The 20,871-nt window shown below is 43.2% G+C and carries 22 protein-coding genes; 12 read left to right on the top strand and 10 right to left on the bottom strand.

What is annotated here, in order from left to right:
• The 9 genes from PSM36_RS15605 (at position 1) to PSM36_RS17450 (ending at position 5,014) form a co-directional block, all read left to right on the top strand.
• Positions 1–510: a GNAT family N-acetyltransferase gene (locus PSM36_RS15605; RefSeq protein ID WP_076931699.1), complete on the top strand. Its 510-nt coding sequence runs from the start codon at positions 1–3 to the stop codon at positions 508–510.
• Complete coding sequence (locus PSM36_RS15600) at positions 511–960, top strand: GNAT family N-acetyltransferase (protein ID WP_076931698.1); 450 nt, start codon at positions 511–513, stop codon at positions 958–960.
• Positions 961–1,103: 143 nt separating this feature from the next.
• On the top strand, positions 1,104–1,379 hold the full coding sequence (locus tag PSM36_RS15595) for a zinc ribbon domain-containing protein (RefSeq protein ID WP_076931697.1): 276 nt from the start codon (positions 1,104–1,106) through the stop codon (positions 1,377–1,379).
• A 99-nt stretch (positions 1,380–1,478) separates the two neighbouring features.
• Positions 1,479–2,231, top strand: coding sequence for a subclass B1 metallo-beta-lactamase (gene bla, locus PSM36_RS15590; RefSeq protein WP_076931696.1), 753 nt, complete (start codon positions 1,479–1,481; stop codon positions 2,229–2,231).
• Positions 2,228–2,980, top strand: coding sequence for a DUF5131 family protein (locus tag PSM36_RS15585; RefSeq protein WP_076931695.1), 753 nt, complete (start codon positions 2,228–2,230; stop codon positions 2,978–2,980). Before bla ends, PSM36_RS15585 begins: the two co-directional genes overlap by 4 nt.
• Positions 2,981–3,208: 228 nt before the next feature.
• Positions 3,209–4,057: a class I SAM-dependent methyltransferase gene (locus PSM36_RS15580; protein ID WP_232001471.1), complete on the top strand. Its 849-nt coding sequence runs from the start codon at positions 3,209–3,211 to the stop codon at positions 4,055–4,057.
• Positions 4,054–4,266, top strand: a complete 213-nt coding sequence (locus PSM36_RS15575; protein ID WP_076931694.1) for a hypothetical protein — start codon at positions 4,054–4,056, stop codon at positions 4,264–4,266. The genes PSM36_RS15580 and PSM36_RS15575 overlap by 4 nt, the downstream gene beginning before the upstream one ends.
• A 78-nt stretch (positions 4,267–4,344) precedes the next feature.
• Entirely contained in the window at positions 4,345–4,743 is a 399-nt protein-coding gene (locus tag PSM36_RS15570) for a helix-turn-helix domain-containing protein (protein ID WP_076931693.1), read from the top strand.
• A 109-nt stretch (positions 4,744–4,852) separates the two neighbouring features.
• Positions 4,853–5,014, top strand: a complete 162-nt coding sequence (locus PSM36_RS17450; RefSeq protein ID WP_154671048.1) for a hypothetical protein — start codon at positions 4,853–4,855, stop codon at positions 5,012–5,014.
• 37 nt (positions 5,015–5,051) lie between these two features.
• Here the strand turns inward: PSM36_RS17450 and feoB are convergent, their stop codons facing one another.
• The 3 genes from feoB to PSM36_RS15555 form a co-directional block, all read right to left on the bottom strand.
• Positions 5,052–7,565 (bottom strand): ferrous iron transport protein B, encoded by a 2,514-nt coding sequence (gene feoB / locus PSM36_RS15565; RefSeq protein WP_076931692.1) that lies wholly within the window; start codon positions 7,563–7,565, stop codon positions 5,052–5,054.
• A 102-nt stretch (positions 7,566–7,667) separates the two neighbouring features.
• Positions 7,668–8,222, bottom strand: a complete 555-nt coding sequence (locus tag PSM36_RS15560; RefSeq protein ID WP_076931691.1) for a PepSY-associated TM helix domain-containing protein — start codon at positions 8,220–8,222, stop codon at positions 7,668–7,670.
• Positions 8,203–8,748 carry a hypothetical protein gene (locus PSM36_RS15555; RefSeq protein ID WP_076931690.1) on the bottom strand — a complete coding sequence of 182 codons (546 nt, stop codon included), beginning with the start codon at positions 8,746–8,748 and terminating at the stop codon, positions 8,203–8,205. The genes PSM36_RS15560 and PSM36_RS15555 overlap by 20 nt, the downstream gene beginning before the upstream one ends.
• Before the next feature lie 534 nt (positions 8,749–9,282).
• Here PSM36_RS15555 and fumC point away from each other — a divergent pair.
• Entirely contained in the window at positions 9,283–10,680 is a 1,398-nt protein-coding gene (gene fumC, locus PSM36_RS15550) for a class II fumarate hydratase (RefSeq protein ID WP_076931689.1), read from the top strand.
• A 109-nt stretch (positions 10,681–10,789) separates the two neighbouring features.
• Entirely contained in the window at positions 10,790–12,430 is a 1,641-nt protein-coding gene (locus PSM36_RS15545; protein ID WP_076931688.1) for a fumarate hydratase, read from the top strand.
• A gap of 129 nt (positions 12,431–12,559) precedes the next feature.
• Here the strand turns inward: PSM36_RS15545 and PSM36_RS15540 are convergent, their stop codons facing one another.
• From PSM36_RS15540 to PSM36_RS15520, 5 genes are all read right to left on the bottom strand, one after another.
• Complete coding sequence (locus PSM36_RS15540; protein WP_076931687.1) at positions 12,560–13,000, bottom strand: PepSY-like domain-containing protein; 441 nt, start codon at positions 12,998–13,000, stop codon at positions 12,560–12,562.
• 106 nt (positions 13,001–13,106) lie between these two features.
• Positions 13,107–13,547: a PepSY-like domain-containing protein gene (locus PSM36_RS15535; RefSeq protein WP_076931686.1), complete on the bottom strand. Its 441-nt coding sequence runs from the start codon at positions 13,545–13,547 to the stop codon at positions 13,107–13,109.
• A gap of 73 nt (positions 13,548–13,620) precedes the next feature.
• Positions 13,621–14,892 carry a sensor histidine kinase gene (locus PSM36_RS15530; protein ID WP_076931685.1) on the bottom strand — a complete coding sequence of 424 codons (1,272 nt, stop codon included), beginning with the start codon at positions 14,890–14,892 and terminating at the stop codon, positions 13,621–13,623.
• A gap of 6 nt (positions 14,893–14,898) precedes the next feature.
• Complete coding sequence (locus PSM36_RS15525) at positions 14,899–15,576, bottom strand: response regulator transcription factor (RefSeq protein WP_076932322.1); 678 nt, start codon at positions 15,574–15,576, stop codon at positions 14,899–14,901.
• 431 nt (positions 15,577–16,007) lie between these two features.
• Positions 16,008–16,220, bottom strand: coding sequence for a hypothetical protein (locus tag PSM36_RS15520; RefSeq protein WP_076931684.1), 213 nt, complete (start codon positions 16,218–16,220; stop codon positions 16,008–16,010).
• A 141-nt stretch (positions 16,221–16,361) separates the two neighbouring features.
• On the opposite strand from PSM36_RS15520, the gene PSM36_RS15515 reads away from it, so the two are divergent.
• A complete protein-coding gene (locus PSM36_RS15515; RefSeq protein ID WP_154671047.1) occupies positions 16,362–16,742 on the top strand; it encodes a hypothetical protein in 381 nt (126 codons plus the stop codon).
• A 154-nt stretch (positions 16,743–16,896) separates the two neighbouring features.
• Here PSM36_RS15515 and PSM36_RS15510 read toward each other — a convergent pair whose 3' ends face one another.
• Both PSM36_RS15510 and PSM36_RS15505 read right to left on the bottom strand, forming a co-directional pair.
• Positions 16,897–18,762: a glycoside hydrolase family 127 protein gene (locus PSM36_RS15510; protein ID WP_076931682.1), complete on the bottom strand. Its 1,866-nt coding sequence runs from the start codon at positions 18,760–18,762 to the stop codon at positions 16,897–16,899.
• 41 nt (positions 18,763–18,803) lie between these two features.
• The gene (locus PSM36_RS15505) at positions 18,804–20,840 is read right to left on the bottom strand and encodes a beta-L-arabinofuranosidase domain-containing protein (protein ID WP_076931681.1); all 2,037 of its coding nucleotides are present in this window, start codon (positions 20,838–20,840) and stop codon (positions 18,804–18,806) included.
• Between the last annotated feature and the right edge of the window lie 31 nt (positions 20,841–20,871).

Here is a 20,871-nt window from a genome sequence, read left to right as displayed (position 1 = left end):
ATGTATAAAAACTATCTACTAAGGGAATGGAGTTTATCAGACAAGATATCTATTGCTGAAAATGCCAATAATATAAACATTTGGAACAATGTAAGGGATTATTTTCCTTACCCATATACGGTTGAGGATGGGGAGCAGTTTATCAATATGGTTTTAAGCAAAGAACCACCCTTTACTGATTTTGCGATTGACGTTGGCGGAAAAGCTGTCGGAGGAATTGGAATAGTTTTGAACTCAGATGTAGAACGGATAAGCGCCGAAATCGGCTATTGGTTGGGAGAATGTTACTGGAACAGAGGAATCATGACAAATGTTGTAAAAGAAATGGTTGATTACGCTTTCTCTCATTTTCCGATAAAGAAGTTGTACGCACCTGTTTTCGATTTTAATAGAGCTTCGCAGCGGGTTCTGGAAAAAGCCGGATTTGAAAGGGAAGCTGTTCTGAAACACGCAGCCATTAAAAACGGTAAAGTCATAGATTTGCATTATTACGGATTAATCAGAATATAAATGAAAATTATATCGGTTCGGGAAAATCCCGAATACAAGGAAAAAGCGGTTCGTTTTTTCCAGCAAAGCTGGGTTACGGTATCGCCGATTATGTATGAAGACAGTATAAGCCACAGTATAAACGCGGAAAATCCTCTGCCACAATGGTATTTGCTGCAACAAGAAGACGAGATTATAGGATGTGCCGGACTAATCACAAACGATTTTATCAGTCGGATGGATTTGTATCCGTGGATTTGCGCAGTGTTTATTTCGGAACAACAAAGAGGAAACAACTATGCGGAACTTCTGATTAACAAAGCAAAAGATGATTCTAAAAGATTCGGATTCAAAAAATTATACTTATCTACCGTTCATGTCGGTTATTATGAGAAATTTGGATTCAAGTATATCGGACAGGGGTATCACCCTTGGAATGAAGAATCAAGGATATATCAGATAGAATTGTAAAATATGAATCTCGAAATCAACAAAATAACTGAGGGATATCCTTATTGTTCCGCATCCGTATCGGTTGGGCTGTCGAGTTTACCGATCCTTCGGGTAACAGATTAGGATTTGCAGATTATAACCCACAATAAATTCAATTAATCATGGAAGAAAAAATTTGCCAAAGTTGCGGTATGAATATGAAATCCGCAGAAGATTTCGGCACGAATGCCGACGGGACAAGAAATGAAGAGTATTGCATTTACTGCTATCAGAACGGGACTTTTACCCGTGATGTAACCATGGAAGAGATGGTGGAGACGAACCTGGAGTATCTCGATCACTGGAATAAAGAGACGGGAAATAATTTTACACCCGATGAAGCGCGCCCGATGCTTCGAGAGTTTTTATCAATACTAAAACGCTGGAACAAAGAGTAAAGCGGTACAATTCTATGCAGACGAATTGTGTCTCACTTCAAATGATTTGAATGAACTCGTAGAAAAGAGAGGAATATTAGCGAATAAATTGTATAAATTATGAAAGATGCAACACAAACAATCGGCGGAATTATATCACTATTTATCTTAAGTACTATCCTCTTAGGATGTAAAGAAGCAGCATCAAAAAAGGAAGTATATCAGTCGGAAAAGTTGTTGATAACCCAAATCTCAGCACATGTTTATGAGCATATATCCTATCTTGAGACCGAAAGTTTCGGGAAAGTCCCATGCAACGGAATGATTGTTTGCAACAAAAACGAAGCTGTTGTTTTTGATACGCCAACCGATAACGAATCTTCCTCTGAACTGATTGATTGGATAACAAGCACGCTAAAATGCAAAATCAAGGCAATTATTCCTACTCATTATCATATCGACAATTTAGGGGGATTGGATAAGTTCCATAGCCAAGGAATACCTTCTTATGCCTATCAGAAAACAATCCAAATAGCAAAAAAGGATGGACTTCCGGTTCCACAACAGGGATTCGATCCATTCCTCGAATTGGAAGTAGGGGGAGAAAGAGTATATGTGGATTTTTTGGGGGAAGGACATACTTGTGATAATGTTATCGGATATTTCCCTCTGGAAGATATTATGTTTGGCGGCTGCCTTATCAAAGAAGTTGGGGCTGGAAAAGGAAACCTTGCGGAAGCGAATCCTGACGAATGGCCTGAAACAGTAAAGCGCGTCAAAGCAAAATATCCGGGCACTAAAATCGCTATCCCCGGACATGGCAAATACGGAGGAATGGAACTGTTCGATTATACAATAACACTGTTCGAATGACCACGAACGCTATCGAACCCAAGTCGAAGATGTGGAACCTGTGGCATGGCTGCCATAAGCTAAGCGCCGGTTGTAAGCATTGCTATGTTTACCGGGGTGATTCAAAACGGGACGTTGACAGTAGTATTATTACCAAAACAAAGAATTTCGATTTACCTGTGCAGAAAAAGCGGAACGGAGAATACAAAATCCCTTCGGGAACGATGGTTTACACTTGTTTCACTTCCGACTTCTTTTTGGAGGATGCCGATCCCTGGCGTGTGGAAGCATGGGAAATGATACGTCTTCGAAATGATTTGAAATTTATGATGATCACCAAGCGTATCGACCGTTTGCATGAATCATTGCCTGAAGATTGGGGCGACGGCTATGATCATGTAACCATTTGTTGTACGGTTGAGAATCAGGACAGGGCGGATTATCGCCTGCCTATCTATAAAACGGTACCCATAAAACACAAAATCATTATTTGTGAACCGCTTTTGGAACACATAGATTTATCCTCATACAATATAGGTTCATGGGTCGAGCAAGTGGTCGCCGGAGGGGAATCGGGATACGGTGCCCGTACCTGTAATTTCGATTGGATCATAGATTTACGCAACCTGTGTGCCGGACAGAATGTTTCGTTCTGGTTCAAACAAACCGGAGCCAGGTTCGTCAAAGACGGAAAACTATACCACATAAACCGTCGTTTACAACACTCGCAGGCTCGCAAGGCGGAAATTAATTTTAATGCGATAAAATGATAAGAAAAAATGTATTATCTTTACCCCGTTAAAATAATTGGATGTTTAAATTTAAGAAGGAGTCCGTGAAGTAAATAACCTTGCTATCCTGCAAGGTTATCCCTTAAGTTACACTCAGGCATATTCTTGCCGGAGTTATTTTCATATTTATATATTAACAGATTTTTGATACGGCGGCAGGTGCTATAATCCCTGTTCCGGCATCATCCCATTAATAATTTAAACATCATGAGTAACGAAAATATTAAAACAATTGAGCTACGCTCCAATGACCTCACGCTCGACGAACCGAGTGAACTCGCTCCGTCCTCGCTTAATCGGTCAATTCACGAATTCGATTTTAATTTAATCTGCGAATATTTTTCAAATGTAGAACGTCAGGGACCGGGCAGTCCCGAAATAACCCTAAAAGCATTAAGCTTTATCAACAATCTTACGGATGAATCCAGGATTGCCGATATCGGCTGCGGTACGGGTGGACAAACAATGACATTGGCCGGACATGTTCCGGGGCAAATTGTTGCAATAGATCTCTTTCCTGAGTTTATCCGTATCTTTAACCGGAATGCCGAACGGTTCAATTTCCAAGACAGGGTTAAGGGAATCGTCGGTTCAATGGATAACCTTCCTTTTCAGAAGGAAGAATTAGACCTGATCTGGTCGGAAGGCGCGATTTACAATATAGGTTTTCAACGGGGATTGAACGAATGGCGGGAGTTTCTGAAAACGGGCGGTTATATTGCCATTTCGGAAGCATCATGGTTTACCGGTGAACGTCCGGCTGAAATCAATGATTTCTGGATGGATGCTTATCCCGAAATAGATACCATTCCGAATAAAGTTGCCCAAATGCAGGAAGCAGGGTATATCCCTGTCAGTACCTTTATCCTGCCCGAAACCTGTTGGACGGAACACTTCTATGCTCCACAAATTGCAGCACAGGAGAAATTCCTTACAAAGTATGCAGGAAATAAAACAGCAGGGGAGCTTATCTCAAACCAACGCCATGAGATGCAGTTGTATGATAAGTATAAAAGCTTTTATGGCTACGTGTTCTATATCGGAAAGAAAATATGAGAGATAAAGTATCGATCAGAAGAATACTTCCTTCGGAATATTCCCTGACGGAAGACATCATGTATGAAGGGATCTATTATCCCGACCCGGTAAATCCTTATCCGAAGGATGTGATATACTTACCACAGGTTCGGATTTACTGGGATAACGGGGGAGAATTGTGTCCGGAACAGGCATCTGTATATCAGCGTCAGTTATATGTAAGATAACTCTTATCGGATGTTAGCAAGATCGGAAAGGATATATATAATATTATATCCTATTTTTGCAGAAAATAAATTATCGATATGCAACAGCGAACTTCAACGACAGAAGAATACCAAAGGCAGATCAATATCATTAAGGATTATATCAATAATAATCTGGATAAACCGATTGATTTATCCGAACTGGCTGAAATAAGCCATTTCTCTCCTTATCACTTCCATCGGATAACCCGTGCTTTGATAGGTGAACCTATCGGGAGTTATATTGTCCGGATAAGATTGGAAACAGCCGCCAAATTACTGCGATATACGAATATGTCCGTTTCCGAAATCGCTTATAGGGTAGGCTATGATGTGCCTACTTCACTTTCGAAAGCATTCAGGCAACAGTATGGTATTTCACCGATAGATTATAGAACGAATAAAGAATATACAATCATGAAAGAACAACCTGGGACTAAGGGATTATCATTGTTTTGAAAAGTACCTCAACCATCCCGGTAAAACGATCCCGGAAAAGTTGAAAACGGAGATTTATATCCCTGTAGAATAGATAGGGATCGCTTTTGTATCTCTATTATCGATTAAGATGGCGGGCCTATTCTTTGTGTATATCACATCCGGTACAGCCGCCACAGATGGAGTGGTCTCTTTCGGTGAAAAAGAAACGATAGATTGCCCGTATGAGGATGACCCCTACAATGATACCGATGATAATAACGATGAAAAGTTGTATATCCATGCCTTTTAAACAGTATTATAACAGGAAAAGTTTTTAGATGCAGCTCCTAAATCAACAGGTTTCCTATCTGGTATACCAGGAATGCTATAAACCAGGCGAGGCCTGTAGAGTAAAGTACACTGAATAGTGCCCATCCCCAGGAATGCGACTCCTCTTTGATGGCTACTACTGAGGCTACGCAGGGGAAGTAAATCAATACAAAGAGCAAAAAACCGGCTACCACAAGAGGGGTGAAGATGGGCGATCCGTCCGCATAAGACTCTGCCTTTAGCCGGTGCTGCAATGATTGCTGGTCTTCACTATCACCGGTGTATAGTACGCCCATGGTGGAGATGACGATTTCCTTGGCTGCCATTCCCGATAGCAGGCTCACTGATATTTTCCAGTCGAATCCGAGCGGGCGCATCGCAGGTTCAATGAACTTTCCGATATTCCCGATATAGGAATTCTCTTGATGAGTTGTATTGCGGAGATGTTCTATCTCTGTTGTCTTCTCCTCCCTCTCTTCGTCGCTTATTTCACTCCGATCGTATTGTGCATCGACCATGGCGATCTCACTGTCGAACGCGGCGTCTCTCTCCGCATTCTGGGGGAAATATCCTAAGAACCATATCACGATGGAGGCGATCAGGATCGGGCCTCCCATTTTCCGCAGGTATTGGCTCGACCGGTCCCACATATGGGTGATGATCGATTTAGTGGTCGGCATCCGGTAAGGAGGCAGTTCCATCACAAACGGTGTTTCCTCTTCTTTAAAGGCTGTCTTCCGGAGTATTCTTGCCGTGAGTGCGGCAATCAAAATACCAAAAGCGTATAATCCAAGCATTACCAGCCCCCCGTATTTAGGTACGAAAGCACTCACGAAGAGAATATAGACAGGTAACCGGGCGCTGCAAGACATAAACGGCACAATGAACATGGTGATCATACGGCTGCTCCTGCTTTCGATGGTGCGTGTGGCCATAATGGCCGGGACGTTACAACCGAACCCCATGATGAGGGGAATAAACGATTTCCCATGCAGGCCGATCCTGTGCATCAGTTTGTCCATGATGAAAGCGGCGCGTGCCATATAGCCCGAGTCTTCCATAAAGGCGATGAAAAGATATAATATCACAATATTGGGGAGGAAGACGATGACGCCTCCCACACCTCCGATGATACCATCTACAACCAGTGCCTTTAATGGTCCCTCCTGCATATTGCCCCTGACGAGGTTACCCAGTTGTTCCACCAGCCACTCGATCCATTCCATAGGGTAATTGCCCAGACGGAAAGTGGCTTCGAACATGACCCATAAAAACAGGAAAAAGAGGGGGAACCCGATGTATTTATGGGTTACGAGGGCGTCAAGTAATTTTGTTTTTTCAGAGAACTGGGTCTTTTCCGTAAGTGTCTCTTTGAGTCCACCGGCGATAAAACCGTACCGGGCATTGGTAAAAGCAGACTCCGGATCTTCCCGGAGTAACTTTTCAATGTAAATCCGTTCTTTATCCCTGCGGGAGAAGATCTGTTCCTGTTGGGGCAATGTGCGGACACGCTTCTCTACATCCCTGTCACCTTCAAGCAATTTGACGCAGATATACCGTAGCGGCATATTCCATCCGGCATACAGTGTGGGTTCCACATTTTTGAACTCCCGCTCCATGATGCCGATGGATTTCTCCAACACCCGTCCATAGGGGATCTGCACATAATCGAACTCCTCCTGTTTGTAGATATCGATTACTTTTTCGAGTAATTGGGGGATACCCTCACCCCTTTTGCCTACGGTGGGTACCATAGGAATATTGATCAATGATCCGAACGTCTCGTAATCGAATGTACGGCCGCTCTCTTCCAGTTCGTCGTACATGTTCAGGGCGATCACAATCGGCACTTTCAGATCAATCAGTTCCGTGGTAAGATAGAGATTTCGCTCTGCCGCCGATGCCGATACCACGTTCACAATCACATCAGGCTTTTCATCCAGTATATGTTTCCGGACGAATAATTCTTCGGGGGTATATGCCGATAACGAGTAAGTGCCGGGAAGGTCTATCAGTGTGAACTCATAGCCGTTGTGGCGCAAGGTGCCCTCTTTCGAGTCGACAGTCACACCACTGTAATTACCCACATGCTCGTGTGCACCGGAAGCCAGATTGAAAATGGTGGTTTTTCCCGAATTGGGATTTCCCAGAAGCGCAACTCTTATTCTTTTCTCGGGATGAGGCCGGTCATGCCTTTGAAGAGATGCCCTGGTTTCAGTTCCATTATTGTTTTCTTCTGTTTCTGAAGCGAATACTTCTTCGAGTAGCGCTTCTTCTTTATGTAAGGCATCATTCCTTGCGTCCCCTGCCAGCATCGAAATTTCAATCATTACCGCCTCGCTCCGGCGTAGCGATACCTCGTACTCCATGATCTCATATTTGATGGGATCTTTTAATGGAGCGTTCAGTATTGATTTGACTTCCTCTCCGCGTATGAACCCCATTTCGAGGATACGTTTCCTGAAAGCCCCGCTACCATTTACTTTTACGATGTATGCTTTTTGTCCCGTTTGTAATTCTGAAAGGCGCATTAATGTTTGATTTTCTTATTTCGGCTTGCAAAGATAAGGTTTTTTGCTTTAATTATTTATATTGTTTCTAAATAATGGGGCTCGTCGTCGCTTTAAGCCTTCTTATCCTGCCAGTAATATATATAAGATAGGAATAAGCAGGCCGATGACCAGGTACCATTTCCCTCTTTTCGTGATGCCATGTTTTCCCTTTACCATAAACAGTCCTGATACGGCCAGAAAGATCAGTGATCCGGCGAATATATCGGCCATGAGCGACCACCCTTTGACGCGGTTATAATGGAGCCGGTTCACCCAGTAGGCAATCGGTTTTTTCCTGCTTATCTGGTATTGAGCTATACCTGTTTGTGGGTCATATTCTCCGATACCGCCCTGCAGCATTAACCTGTATTTTCCTGTGGTTTCGCCGATATTGTTCAGTCCGGGCCTGTCGGGTTCGGATTGCCATTCTTGTGTGAACTCTTCCGTTGTGAGCCCTTTGGTGAAAGTCAGGCTCTTATTCTCAACTTTATATGAAGGGTCTTTGTGATCCATATGGTTGAGCAGAATACCGGAAATTCCATAAACGAGGGAGAGTCCTACCATTACGAACCCGATGTCGCGATGTAGGATTCGTATCCATTTTCTTATTTTTGGACTAATTGTGAACTTTTTCATAGTTCAACCCGTCTACATAATATATCGAGTAATAATCTTTGCCCCGGGCTTTCATCCAATCTTTCATCTCGTTGATATTGGCCAACTCTGCCTCGCAAGTTTCAGCAGAAGCTTCTTCTTTCGTCAGTTTTTCGTTGACACTACTTTCCATATCTGCTATTTCAACTTCGGTGAGTCGTCTTTCTCGCAATATACCGTTTACTTTTAATTGTGAACCGACCAATTCCTTGTCGAATGACCCTATGTCCCCTTTGGCTTCTACCCGGATTGAATACTTCTGTCCCTCTCCGGTCAGAAAACAGCGTTTACCTGAATGCTCACAGGTATGGGTTACATACCCTTTGATTGCCACCGGTTCATCTATCAATGATTCGGCTACGGCATAAAGGGAGTCGGCATCGAAGACAATCGCTCCGGTTTCCGCCACGGTCTCTTTACTTTCACTGCTCTTTTGTGTTTGTCCCGCATTGTTACAGGACGCGGCAAAGAAGGCAAATGCCACTAAAATAAAAGTTAACTGCTTCATACGATTATTCTATTATGATTAAAACTGTAAATTTACAGCTTTTTGTTGATTATTAATTAGATATTACGATATAAGAAACTGTTTTGAATTTTATGAGTAATTTTTCACACTTATTTTTCCGCTCTTTCATATTGTTTTTTGCCTTTTTTTGCGCCTTTGAACTTTCATTTCTTTCAAGTAGCCCGCTACATTTCAATAAATGAAAATCCAAATCCATCAAAAAATTACTAAAAAACAATGGATGAAAAAATTCAAAACAGTTTCTAAGTGAAACTTCAAAATAACATTTTTTTTCATTATAAAACCATCCCCTAAAATGAGTATATTTATGTGATGATATAGCATGAAATGGTAGTAGTTTTCCGATGCCGTTTTTTCTTTATATTTTTGCAGATAGTGATTATAACTGGGGGATTTATTTATTTTTCTGGTTGCCGAATTGGGAAAAGAGGAAAGATACTGCTTGTGAATGTGTGGAGGGTGAAGGATTGGAAAGGGTAAGAAAATTTATATAAATATTAAATGCATGGATCTATGAATTACAGAATTGAAAAGGATACGCTGGGCGAGGTACGGGTACCTGCCGATAAGCTGTGGGGTGCGCAAACCGAGCGGTCGCGCAATAATTTCAAGATTGGAAGTCCCGCTTCCATGCCGAAGGAAATCATTTACGGATTTGCTTACCTGAAAAAGGGAGCGGCGTATGCCAACCATGAATTGGGTGTGTTGTCGCAGGAGAAACGCGATTATATTGCGCAGGTATGTGATGAAATTCTGGAGGGCAAGCTCGATGACCAGTTCCCGCTGGTTATCTGGCAGACAGGGTCGGGGACGCAGAGCAACATGAATGTAAACGAAGTAATTGCCAACCGTGCCCATCAACTGGCAGGGAAGACGATCGGAGAGGGTGAAAAAACATTACAACCCAACGATGATGTGAACAAGTCGCAGTCGTCGAATGACACTTTCCCAACCGGAATGCATATCGCCTGCTACAAAAAGATAGTAGAAGTGACTCTTCCCGGATTGCGCCAACTGCAGAAAGCATTGGCCGCCAAATCGAAAGAGATGGCGGATGTGGTGAAGATCGGGCGGACACATCTTATGGATGCCACTCCCCTTACATTGGGACAGGAATTCAGCGGATATGCCGCACAACTCGCGTATGGCATCCGTGCGATTGAAAATACCTTGCCGCATTTGGCTGAACTTGCTTTGGGTGGTACTGCTGTAGGAACGGGATTAAATACTCCCAGGGACTATGATGTGACTGTAACCCGTTACATTGCCGAATTTACCGGCCTTCCTTTTGTAACTGCCCCGAATAAATTTGAAGCGCTTGCGTCACATGACGCCATTGTGGAAACACATGGAGCACTGAAACAGGTCGCTGTATCGCTTAACAAGATAGCTAATGATATCCGCCTACTGGCCTCGGGGCCCAGGAGTGGTATCGGTGAGATTATTATCCCCGCGAATGAGCCCGGTTCGTCTATCATGCCCGGGAAAGTGAATCCGACCCAGTCGGAAGCGCTCACCATGGTATGCGCCCAGGTAATGGGAAATGATGTGGCAATTACCGTAGGAGGCATGCAGGGCCATTTTGAACTGAATGTCTTTAAACCGGTGATGGCAGCCAACTTCCTTCAGAGTGCACAACTTTTGGGAGATGCTGCCCTGTCGTTCGATATCCATTGCGTATCGGGCATTGAGCCTAACAGGCCGCGTATTAAGGAATTGCTCGACAATTCATTGATGCTGGTAACCGCTTTGAATACGAAGATCGGTTATTATAAAGCTGCCGAGATCGCCAATGCGGCTCACCGGAACGGAACTACGCTCAAAGAGGAAGCTGTCCGCCTGGGTTATGTCTCTGCGGAAGATTTCGATCAGTGGGTGCGTCCCGAGGATATGACCGGGCCCTTGGCTTAATCTTAATAACAAGTATTTTTGAACGGCGTCGTTTTCCGATGCCGTTTTTTCTTTGTATTTTTGCCTGCTAATGCAAAATAACCCGGACTTATTGAACAAAATCATATTTATGGCAACAAAACCATTTATTTATCAGGAGCCTTTTCCGATGTCGAAAGACCAGACATCCTATTATCTGCTCACAAAGGAGCATGTATCAGTGGCATCCTTTGAAGGGAAAGAAATCCTGAAGGTCTCGAAAGAGGGATTAACCCTATTGGCGGAGACTGCTTTCCGTGATGTGGAATTCCTGCTGCGCCCCGACCACCAGGAGCAAGTGGCTGGCATTCTCGCCGACCCTGAAGCAAGTGACAATGATAAGTTCGTGGCACTCACCTTTCTGCGTAATGCCGAAATATCGGCGAAAGGGATTCTTCCTTTCTGTCAGGATACGGGTACGGCGATTATCATGGGGAAAAAGGGACAGCAGGTATGGACCGACGGGAACGATGAGGAGGCCCTTTCACGGGGAGTGTACAATACTTTCGTGAACGAGAACCTGCGTTATTCCCAGAATGCGGCATTGAACATGTATGATGAAGTGAACACGGGCACGAACCTGCCCGCGCAAATCGACCTCTATGCAACGGAGGGAGACGAGTACAAGTTCCTCTGCATTGCCAAAGGAGGCGGTTCGGCCAATAAAACCTATCTCTATCAGGAGACCAAAGCGCTGCTTACTCCCGGTAAACTGGAAGAGTTCCTGATCGCAAAAATGAAGTCACTGGGAACTGCTGCCTGCCCTCCCTATCACCTGGCGTTCGTGATTGGTGGCACCTCGGCCGAAGCGAATCTGAAGACGGTGAAGCTTGCCTCCGCCAAATACTATGATAACCTGCCCACGGAAGGGAATGAGCTGGGACAGGCCTTCCGGGACATTGAACTGGAGAACAGGCTGAAGAAAGCTTCCGTAGAGTTGGGACTTGGTGCACAGTTTGGAGGGAAATATTTCGCCCATGACGTGCGGGTTATCCGCCTGCCGCGCCATGGCGCTTCCTGTCCCGTAGGGATGGGAGTATCCTGTTCGGCCGACCGCAACATCAAGGCAAAAATCAACCGTGAAGGTATCTGGATCGAAAAACTGGAGGATAATCCCACCCGTCTTATTCCTGAAGAATACCGTGAAGCGGGTGAAGGAGGGGGAGTGAATATCGACCTCAACAGGCCTATGGGTGAAATCCTCGCGGAGCTTTCCAAATATCCGGTCTCCACCCGCCTTTCGCTGAATGGTACGATCATTGTCGGTAGGGACATAGCCCATGCCAAGCTTAAAGAACGCATCGATCGCGGGGAAGGGCTCCCACAGTATATCAAGGATCATCCTATTTACTATGCGGGCCCGGCCAAGACTCCGGAGGGTTATGCTTCCGGATCGATGGGACCCACCACGGCAGGGCGCATGGACTCATACGTGGATCTGTTCCAGTCGCACGGCGGCAGCATGATCATGCTGGCAAAAGGGAACCGCAGTCAGCAGGTTACGGATGCCTGTAAAAAGCATGGAGGTTTCTATTTAGGCAGCATTGGCGGGCCGGCAGCCATCCTGGCGCAGGATAGCATCAAGAGCCTTGAATGTGTGGAGTATCCCGAATTGGGGATGGAAGCGATATGGAAGATTGAAGTGGAAGATTTTCCGGCATTTATCCTGGTGGATGACAAGGGAAATGATTTCTTTCAGATAGTGACACAGCCTAATTGTGCAGTAGGGTAAATACACGTTAGGGTAAATAGCAGAGAAAAAACCGGTGCCGACTTTCCGTAACCCTTTGGAGGTAATGGAAAGCCGGCATCTCTATTTAACCGAAGTAGCGTTTGAACCCCGGTTGAAGGGGTTTTGGCTTTAATTTAATACTTTTCCGGTTTCATCGATTTTTACTTTTATTTCGGAGTTACCCTTTTCAAGTTCCAGCAGGTAGTAATTGCCCCGAGGCGTTTCTACAAAGTCGGCATCATCGATATGGTATCCACTGTATGCGGGATCATTTACTATGTTACTTATCGCCTGTGGTAATTCGGAAACCCTGACATCCCATGATGTGTGCAGCCAGTTATTATTCAGGTCGAAGACAACATCTTTGCTTAAAGTGTCATGGATTATATCCACCTCGATGGTGTTCCTTGCCCGGTCAATCTCCACGACCTGTGCACCCGGATATTTGTTTTCGATAAATGCCCTGATATCGCTGGCGGCAGCATCCGATAATTTGTCGTCATCACAGCTCAAAAATGGCAGTGTTATTACAGCCAGAGCCAATATTATTAAGATAGCTTTTTGTTTCATACGTTTTTAATTTGTTTGAGTCAGAAATTAGTACTAAGAAATCAGAAGTTAAGAAGTGGAGAAGTTAAGAAGCGGGATAATCTCCCAAATCCGAGATCCGAATTTTTTAATCATCAATATCAATTACATTAAAGTTAGCGTCGAATTCCAGTTCCATGCCATTCAATAATTCGATCTCATGCCGGTTTCGACTCTTTTTCTCTATTTTGGTTATTTTTAAGTCGGGATAATTCGTCCTCACATAATTAGCGATTTGCGGAGGCACTACTTCCGAAGGAAGTTCCGTGTACTTGCAATCAATCTCTTTCCAGATCCCTTTTCTGTCAAATTCCGCTTTGTTTCCATTGGTGAAAATGACTTCATAGCTTTTTCCCGAAAATTCACGCTCCATTTTAACCAATGCAACGGACTGGTTGGGGAAATATTTCTTGATCATCTGTTGAGACTGGGCCGGCAGTTGATCAAAACTGATAGGTCTGTCGTTGCCGGCTTTGGCTGTTACGTGGACGGCGGCCACGCAGAAAAATAAAAGAATTAATTTTTTCATTTGTGATTTCTTTTTATGTTCAGTTTGTACATGGCAAAGCTATAACACGATTCTGAAAAGAAAATGAAATTTTTTACCGGGAGATTTCAAAACGATGAAAATTATTCTCAAAAGCATAGCTTATATGTAGCTTTTCCAAATCGCATATCGATTTGATCAAAGCCAGGCCCAGCCCTGAGGATTCAGGTTTTTTATTCCCCTGGTGGAACCTCTTGAAAATAAGTTGGGAGTCAAGGGCGAATTCCTGTCCGCTGTTTTTGATAACAAGTTTCGACGGAGAGATTTCGATAACGATCTTTCCATTTGCGATGTTGTGGACAAAAGCATTTTTGATAATGTTGTTGACCAGTATATCAGCCAACGTTTCATTCATTATTACTTTAAATATACCGGATTCCCTGATTTCAACTTCTACATTCATATGGGCATACACTTCCTGATAGTCGTTGATATTCTTTTTTATGATGGAATTTAACTCAATATGATGTGTGCCGGGAAACTGCCTGTTTTCTATTTTGGAGAGCAATAGTAGTGTTTTATTTAACCGGGTGATCTGTTCAAGGGTCTGGAGTGTTTTCGACAACTCTTCCAGTTGGGTTTCGGTGAGGGATTCGTCTTCCATCAGGTTTTCCAGTCGGTTGCGGCATACGGCCAGGGGAGTTTGTATTTCATGGGAGGCGTTCCCGATGAATAATTTTTGTTCCTCGAAAACTTCCTCACTGCGTTGCATACTTTTGACGACTGCCTCGTTCAGTCTCTTGAATTCGGTGATGCCCGTATCATTGTTTAAAGGAGTGTTTTCTTTTCCTATCTTGTATCTGTTGAGCCATGCAAGTAATTTATGCAGGGGGCGGTTACTCTGGTGGTATATCCAGACATTGATCAGGAGGATGCAAAATAAAAGTCCGAAATACAGAAAGATCATCCAGTAAAGGATAGCCTCCTTGAGATCTTTTTTTTCAATGGTGGGGATAGCGACAACTAATTCGTAGTATTTTCCGTTTTCATCCCTGTAAACGGTAGTGAGTATACGAGCCGGCTCTGTTTCCCTTTTGAGTGGTATATATATCATGGAATCGATATAATGAATATGGGGTTTGCTTTGTGCCTCCACGGCTGTTATTTCTTTCAGGTAATATTGGTTATTTGAGTTGTTACTTTCAGAAGGCATTTCTTCTCCTGCAAGCTGACGCATGATGATCTGTTCGGAGTAATCTTCCAGTGAGTCGTCGGTTTCATCGTTTATTTCATCGATCATCCTCATATAAAAGAAGACAGCCCATATAGCCAGGACAATACTGAGTACAATGCTCAAACGGATGATGATATGGTAGATCAGTTTCATTAGCGATTATTCAATAATTAGTTTATAGCCGATACCGTATACGGCTTTTATTTCTATGCTTGCCCCGGATTCTTTCAGTTTCTTCCTCAGGTTTTTGATCTGCGCATAAATGAAGTCGAAATTATCGACTTGATCGATATGGTCGCCCCACACCGCTTCTGCGAGTGTGTGTTTATTGATCAGCCGGTTGCTGCGATTTGCAAAATAGAAAAGTATGTCGTATTCCTTGCGGTTAAGGTCTATATCCTTGTCTCCAACAGTAACCTTGAATCCATCAGGATAAATTTTCACATTGCCTGTCTCAATGGCCATGTTGCCGTCCTGTTGTTTCCGTCGTATAACACTCCTGATCCGGGCAATCAGTTCGGCCAGATGAAAGGGTTTAGCCAGATAGTCATCCGCGCCCAGTTCCAGCCCTCCAATTTTATCTTCCAGTGCGTCATTAGCCGAGATAATGATCACACTGTCCGGTTTTTGCATTTTCTTTAAAGCTTCCAGTATCAATAACCCGTTACCATCGGGAAGCATAATATCCAACAGGATACAATCGTATTCGTAATCTTCAATCTTCCGAAGGGCCGATTGATAGGTTGAAGCACATTCCACCACATACCTTTCTCTTTCCAGGGTTCGCCTGATCAACTCCTGCAAGGAGGGTTCATCTTCCACTATCAATATCTTCATATGAACATTTATATTTAGAGTCAAGAACCAAGAGCCAAGATGCAAGACTTGGAACTTGGAAGCAAAGAACGGCATAATTTCTGAATTAAATCTGAAAAATCTTTTTAAGTCGTATCAATGATTTTTTTTGTGCCCGTCTGAAGGTAACAGATTATAAAATCAGGGGGTTAAGATAATCAGACAGGCGAACAGTCCAATCAGTATTATAGCTAAAAGGATATAAATAATAATCTCGAGCCACTTTTCACTGGCTTGATTCTTCTTTTTCATGCGATTAGTTTACCTTTCCCATCCATACTTTATTGATTTTTTATCAGTGTATGGAAGTTATAATGATTCTGTTCCTTTAAAGGAGCGATATATGTATTTTCTTCTGTTTATCTGAATGGCGGATTGAAGCGTGTGGTTTTCTAATACTTGCAAGACATGCTCTACGAACCCCAAATATCCTTAATTCCATATTCAGCGAAGATAGATTCTATTAGCTCCTTTTCGTGTACCTTCAGGGAATACACGCCCCGGATACGATACCCGAGTCCCTGCGGTGTGCGAATACCAAGCGCCTGCATTAATTTAGCCTTAACTTCAGCCAAATCTTTTACCCGTACTTGCCCGAGGCCTTTCTGAAACGAATTTCTTTCCATTTTTTATGTATTAGTTAAGGAAATAGCGTTTTCCTGCTATTTCAAAAGTGAAATAAAAACGTTTACTTTGTAATAATTTATTTCGTTTTGCAAATATCAATAATATTATTGATATAGACAAATAAAATGATTGCTTTTTCTATGGAAAATGAAACTATTTTTGACAGAATTGCTCAAATTATTGAAATTGAGTGTAATGGGGTACCTGCACAATTTGCGAAAAAAATCGGATCAAAAGATCAAACTGTCAGGAATATTGTTGTAAATAGAAGAAGCTATCCCGGATATGAGATGTTATTAAAAATCATCCAATCAATTGATTGGTTAAATCCGGATTGGTTGATCACCGGCAGAGGGGAAATGAGGAAGGGACATGATAAAAGCAATCAAGTGATCACAGAACCGGAGGCTCATTATGAAACTGATATCAACCGGCAATTAATCAATATTATCGATTCACAGCAACGCACCATTGAGAATTTAACCAAGCATAAGAAGAGCAATACTGTGGATCCGGTATAGATCAGGTTTCTATTTTCTTGTATTGTACTTTCTTTTAATAACAGGGTGTACACCTGTTATTACCGGCTTCATCCAGGGGGGCCTTCTGTCCCTTACGGATAAAACCGGTATAAACAGGTGATATAGATAACAGGTTACCTTTATCTGCTTTAGATTATTTTTTGTAATTAACCCATACCTTCATTTGTCCTGCCTCCCTGTTATCCCATGCATAATAAGGAACGAACAGAATGCTGTCATTGCCCTTTCCTGCACTTATGGTAACCACTCCTTGCGGAAGGGATTCATTAAAGTTAGGGGTAAATTCCATATCCGGAGATAAAAACAGGCTGTCGAAAGAAGGATTATCCGTTTCTTCCATGCAATAGACCAAAGGACCTCGTTGAATGGCTCGTTTACCGGTATTTTCCTTAACGCGCGGATCAGCGGTGATTACTTCTACCGGCATATCCATCGTTAAAACTAATTTGTCGGAATTCTTCCATTTTCTGTCTATTACGGCAAATCCTTTTTCCAGAGGTATATTTTCTATGGTTTCACCGTTTATGGTAACCGTAAATTTATCGCACCAACCGGGAATACGTAAACGAAATTCTTTTTTCATTGTTTTGTTAAGAGATTCTATGCTAAATTTAACTGTTCCGTTCCATGGATAATCGGTTTCCTGACGTATAGTGAATTTCTCTTTTCCTGTGTTGATCTCGGTTTTATTGCCTATAAACAGATTGACCCATATTGCCTTATCCGATACCCCATAAATGTAATTCCCGATGGATGGCAAGAACCGTGAGATCTGGCTGGGACAACAGGCTGTTCCGTACCATTCCCTACGATGATGATTACCGTGGGATGCCAGTGGATTCACGTAAAAAAAGCGATCGCCGTTCAAAGATATACCGGCAAGTGCGCCGTTGTACATAGAACGCTCCATCACGTCAATATATTTTGCATCACCGGTTAACTGATGCATACGGGAATTCCAAAACACCATTCCCACCGAAGCACATGTTTCACAATATGCTTCGTAATTCGGTAGATCATAAGGTTCTGTAAAACCTTCGTTCTGTCGTGATGATCCTATACCACCGGTAATATACATTTTTCGAAGCACGACATCATCCCATAAACGGTTCAGCGCTTCAATATATCCGTCATCTCCCTTCAGAGCGGCAACATCGGCCATTCCGCAGAAAAGATACATGGCACGGACAGCGTGACCGGTTATTTCTTCCAGATCTCTTACCGGCACCACATCCTGGTAATAAAGCGGGTTCCATGTTCCTTCCGATCCCTTACTTCCATGTCCGTGCCCTCTCTCTTCGAGAAGCCAGTAGGCGAAGTCGAGATATTTTCCTTCCCCGGTTACTTCATATAACTTTACCAGCGCCAGTTCTATTTCTTCGTGTCCCGGAACCCAATGACGCTTACCGGGGCCGAATAAATCCATCATGTGATTGGCCATATGAATGGAGACATCGAGAAGCGTTCTCTTTCCGGTTGCCTTATAATATGCAATAGCTGCTTCGATCATATGTCCGGCGCAGTACATCTCATGTTTGTCCATATTCGTCCAACGATTATCTATGCCGGTTAAGGTGTAGAACGTGTTGATATAGCCATCCGGTTGCTGGGATGCCGCAATTTTTGCGATCCAGTCATCACATTTTTTTTCCAGTTCAGGATCCGGATTGTTGATCAGGCTATATGCCATGCCTTCCAGTGCTTTATACACATCGGAGTCATCATAAAAGATCCCTGAATGTTCGCCGGTTCCTTTTGCTGCGTTTTCAAAGTTACGGATCCTGCCTGTCTTGTTCTCTATCTGGTCAATACACACGGGTAATGTTGTGCTGGCATGATTTCTCAGGCGGGGTGACCAAAAATTATCCGTGAGTTGTACATTCGAAAAGTCGATTTGGCCGATCACTTTCGAAGTAGAAATCCCTTTATCATTCTTGTGTATCGATGAACAAGAAACGATCAAAGTAACTGAGAGGAACAATAAAAAATATTTGTTCATTGCTGTGCTGTTTATGTTATATCATTTAACCTCTGTTTAAATCACTGTCTTGTAACGGGGAACTCCGCTATTCTCAACGTTGTACATCCGTAGGGTATCAAGATGATCTCTTCCTCGGGCATTGTCTCCGCCTGATATTGTACACTGAATGGAAGAGGTCCGGCGGAACGGTTGTATAGCTGCCAGTCAATCATTCGTTTTCCTTTGGTTTTTATTTCAACAGGAGCGTTTTCCACATTCCATGGATATCCTTTCACTTCATTCACAATTACCTGAAAATCGGTTTCAATATTTTCAGGTCTTATGGATTCCTCCTTCAGGCAATAGTTCCACGGCGAATCGCTATGCACTTCATAGTACCACTCCCCGTAACGGGTTCCGAATTGGCGATCATCCTCTACCTTGATCCAATTTTCTTCCATCCGCAAGGCGTACAGAAGGGGACCTCTCTCTATTGCCGCCGATGCCTCATGCCAGCGGGAAACTTTTACTTCCATCGGTAACAGCAGCTCAACCACGTCCCCCGATTTCCATTCACGATGAACCTTTTCAATTATCCCGCCACCGGTATTTTTCCATATTTTATTATTGATTTTTATCGTAGCCTCGTTACACCATTCCGGGATTCTGAGGTGGAGAGGGAACATAACCGTTTCGACAGGTTGATCGATTATATCAATGGTAAAACGAACAGATTCTTCAAACGGATAGTTCGTGATCTCTTCGATTTTAACCGTAGTACCTGTCCCAACTTTAGCGGTAATCGTGCATGGGGAATAAAAGAGAGCAGCCAGTCCCTTATCTTCGGATGCATACCACAAGTGTTTCGTGAATTTTGGCCATCCCTGATGCAAATTCGAAGTACAACAGGGATATCCGGTCAACAGGCCGAATAGTTGATCGGTGCCATGGTAGCATGTTACGAAATTTCTCGGATGACGTGATACTTCAACCTGGTTCAGTTGCTGATAGTATTGGCGTGCATCGAAATCATCAGTAATTTGCGTTGGTAAAGCATTAAAAGTAATTTTCTCCAGCCAGTCCGCCCATTCAACACTTCCTGTGATCTCAATCATTTTTTCAAGGGAGAACATCAGTTCAACAGCAGTACAGAGCTCGGAGCCTTGTGTAGGGTTTCCGGTGTGCAGTAACTCATCGGCACCATAAAGGCCGTTGGGCCATCCATGGGCACGTTTAAGATCTTTCATTCCTCTGTGAACGGCATAGATATGTTTCTGATCTTTGCTTGCCTGATAACGAATCACTGGCTGTTTCATACCTTGTGCCAAATTGACGCAATGAACACTGAACAGCGTATTCAGCATATCACCTTCCAGAAAGGCATTCGTCCAATCTATAGTTTGCTCTGTAATCAGGTCTCCCAGTTTCAGTAAGAACTTTTCTCCGGTAATATTATAAAGCCAGTAAACTATCATCAGGTTGTCTCCTCCCCGTTGCTGACCCCAACGGGTCCAGTGGTTCAGAGGCTTTAAAGGTAACTCTTTCAACTGATACCTAAAATAGTTTAACATAAATGGAATCACGCGCTCATCGTACGTTGCCTCATAATACTGCTTCATAAATTTTAAAACGACCATCTTCGGCCACCAGTCATGAGCATTTGTCCTTTGTAGTCCTGCCTCCGGCTCCCTATCCATTGATGGGCCAAAATAACCGTTCTGCTGTTGGCTCTGGAGGGTCCACTCCACCCAGGGCTGCACTTTGGCTTTTAATGTTTCATCATCCAATATATATGCCAGTGGAAGAAGGCCGTCTATCCAGTAGGGACCTCTTTCCCACACATCTCCGTCTCCACCGAGCCAACCGTTTCGGGGTCCCATCACCTCGGGGTAGAGAGAGTCGAGATGACCGGTCATACCGTTTTTCATTCTCACCATCTGATCCTTCAACCATCCTTTTGGCTGTACAGCGCCCAAAGGGAGTTCCATATATGGTTTTGTAATTAATGGAGAACGATTATTTAAATAGAAGTCAGTTGACAACTGCCTCTGCTGTGCTTCGATATTCATGTTAGATACTAAAAATAATAATAGAATAATCAGACTTGTTTTCTTCATAACATATACCTATTTATAATTTTATAATCGA

This window comes from Proteiniphilum saccharofermentans, assembly GCF_900095135.1.
GTDB lineage: Bacteria > Bacteroidota > Bacteroidia > Bacteroidales > Dysgonomonadaceae > Proteiniphilum > Proteiniphilum saccharofermentans.
The sequence above is the reverse complement of the archived record's forward strand: the minus strand, read 5'-3'. Positions and strand labels throughout refer to the sequence as shown.

Excerpts from the sequence above, each read along its gene's own strand:
- PSM36_RS15605 (WP_076931699.1), top strand. The coding sequence starts at position 1 with ATGTATAAAAACTATCTACTAAGGGAATGGAGTTTATCAGACAAGATA.
- PSM36_RS15600 (WP_076931698.1), top strand. The coding sequence starts at position 511 with ATGAAAATTATATCGGTTCGGGAAAATCCCGAATACAAGGAAAAAGCG.
- PSM36_RS15595 (WP_076931697.1), top strand. The coding sequence starts at position 1,104 with ATGGAAGAAAAAATTTGCCAAAGTTGCGGTATGAATATGAAATCCGCA.
- bla (WP_076931696.1), top strand. The coding sequence starts at position 1,479 with ATGAAAGATGCAACACAAACAATCGGCGGAATTATATCACTATTTATC.
- PSM36_RS15585 (WP_076931695.1), top strand. The coding sequence starts at position 2,228 with ATGACCACGAACGCTATCGAACCCAAGTCGAAGATGTGGAACCTGTGG.
- PSM36_RS15580 (WP_232001471.1), top strand. The coding sequence starts at position 3,209 with ATGAGTAACGAAAATATTAAAACAATTGAGCTACGCTCCAATGACCTC.
- PSM36_RS15575 (WP_076931694.1), top strand. The coding sequence starts at position 4,054 with ATGAGAGATAAAGTATCGATCAGAAGAATACTTCCTTCGGAATATTCC.
- PSM36_RS15570 (WP_076931693.1), top strand. The coding sequence starts at position 4,345 with ATGCAACAGCGAACTTCAACGACAGAAGAATACCAAAGGCAGATCAAT.
- PSM36_RS17450 (WP_154671048.1), top strand. The coding sequence starts at position 4,853 with ATGGCGGGCCTATTCTTTGTGTATATCACATCCGGTACAGCCGCCACA.
- feoB (WP_076931692.1), bottom strand. The coding sequence starts at position 7,565 with ATGCGCCTTTCAGAATTACAAACGGGACAAAAAGCATACATCGTAAAA.
- PSM36_RS15560 (WP_076931691.1), bottom strand. The coding sequence starts at position 8,222 with ATGAAAAAGTTCACAATTAGTCCAAAAATAAGAAAATGGATACGAATC.
- PSM36_RS15555 (WP_076931690.1), bottom strand. The coding sequence starts at position 8,748 with ATGAAGCAGTTAACTTTTATTTTAGTGGCATTTGCCTTCTTTGCCGCG.
- fumC (WP_076931689.1), top strand. The coding sequence starts at position 9,283 with ATGAATTACAGAATTGAAAAGGATACGCTGGGCGAGGTACGGGTACCT.
- PSM36_RS15545 (WP_076931688.1), top strand. The coding sequence starts at position 10,790 with ATGGCAACAAAACCATTTATTTATCAGGAGCCTTTTCCGATGTCGAAA.
- PSM36_RS15540 (WP_076931687.1), bottom strand. The coding sequence starts at position 13,000 with ATGAAACAAAAAGCTATCTTAATAATATTGGCTCTGGCTGTAATAACA.
- PSM36_RS15535 (WP_076931686.1), bottom strand. The coding sequence starts at position 13,547 with ATGAAAAAATTAATTCTTTTATTTTTCTGCGTGGCCGCCGTCCACGTA.
- PSM36_RS15530 (WP_076931685.1), bottom strand. The coding sequence starts at position 14,892 with ATGAAACTGATCTACCATATCATCATCCGTTTGAGCATTGTACTCAGT.
- PSM36_RS15525 (WP_076932322.1), bottom strand. The coding sequence starts at position 15,576 with ATGAAGATATTGATAGTGGAAGATGAACCCTCCTTGCAGGAGTTGATC.
- PSM36_RS15520 (WP_076931684.1), bottom strand. The coding sequence starts at position 16,220 with ATGGAAAGAAATTCGTTTCAGAAAGGCCTCGGGCAAGTACGGGTAAAA.
- PSM36_RS15515 (WP_154671047.1), top strand. The coding sequence starts at position 16,362 with ATGGAAAATGAAACTATTTTTGACAGAATTGCTCAAATTATTGAAATT.
- PSM36_RS15510 (WP_076931682.1), bottom strand. The coding sequence starts at position 18,762 with ATGAACAAATATTTTTTATTGTTCCTCTCAGTTACTTTGATCGTTTCT.
- PSM36_RS15505 (WP_076931681.1), bottom strand. The coding sequence starts at position 20,840 with ATGAAGAAAACAAGTCTGATTATTCTATTATTATTTTTAGTATCTAAC.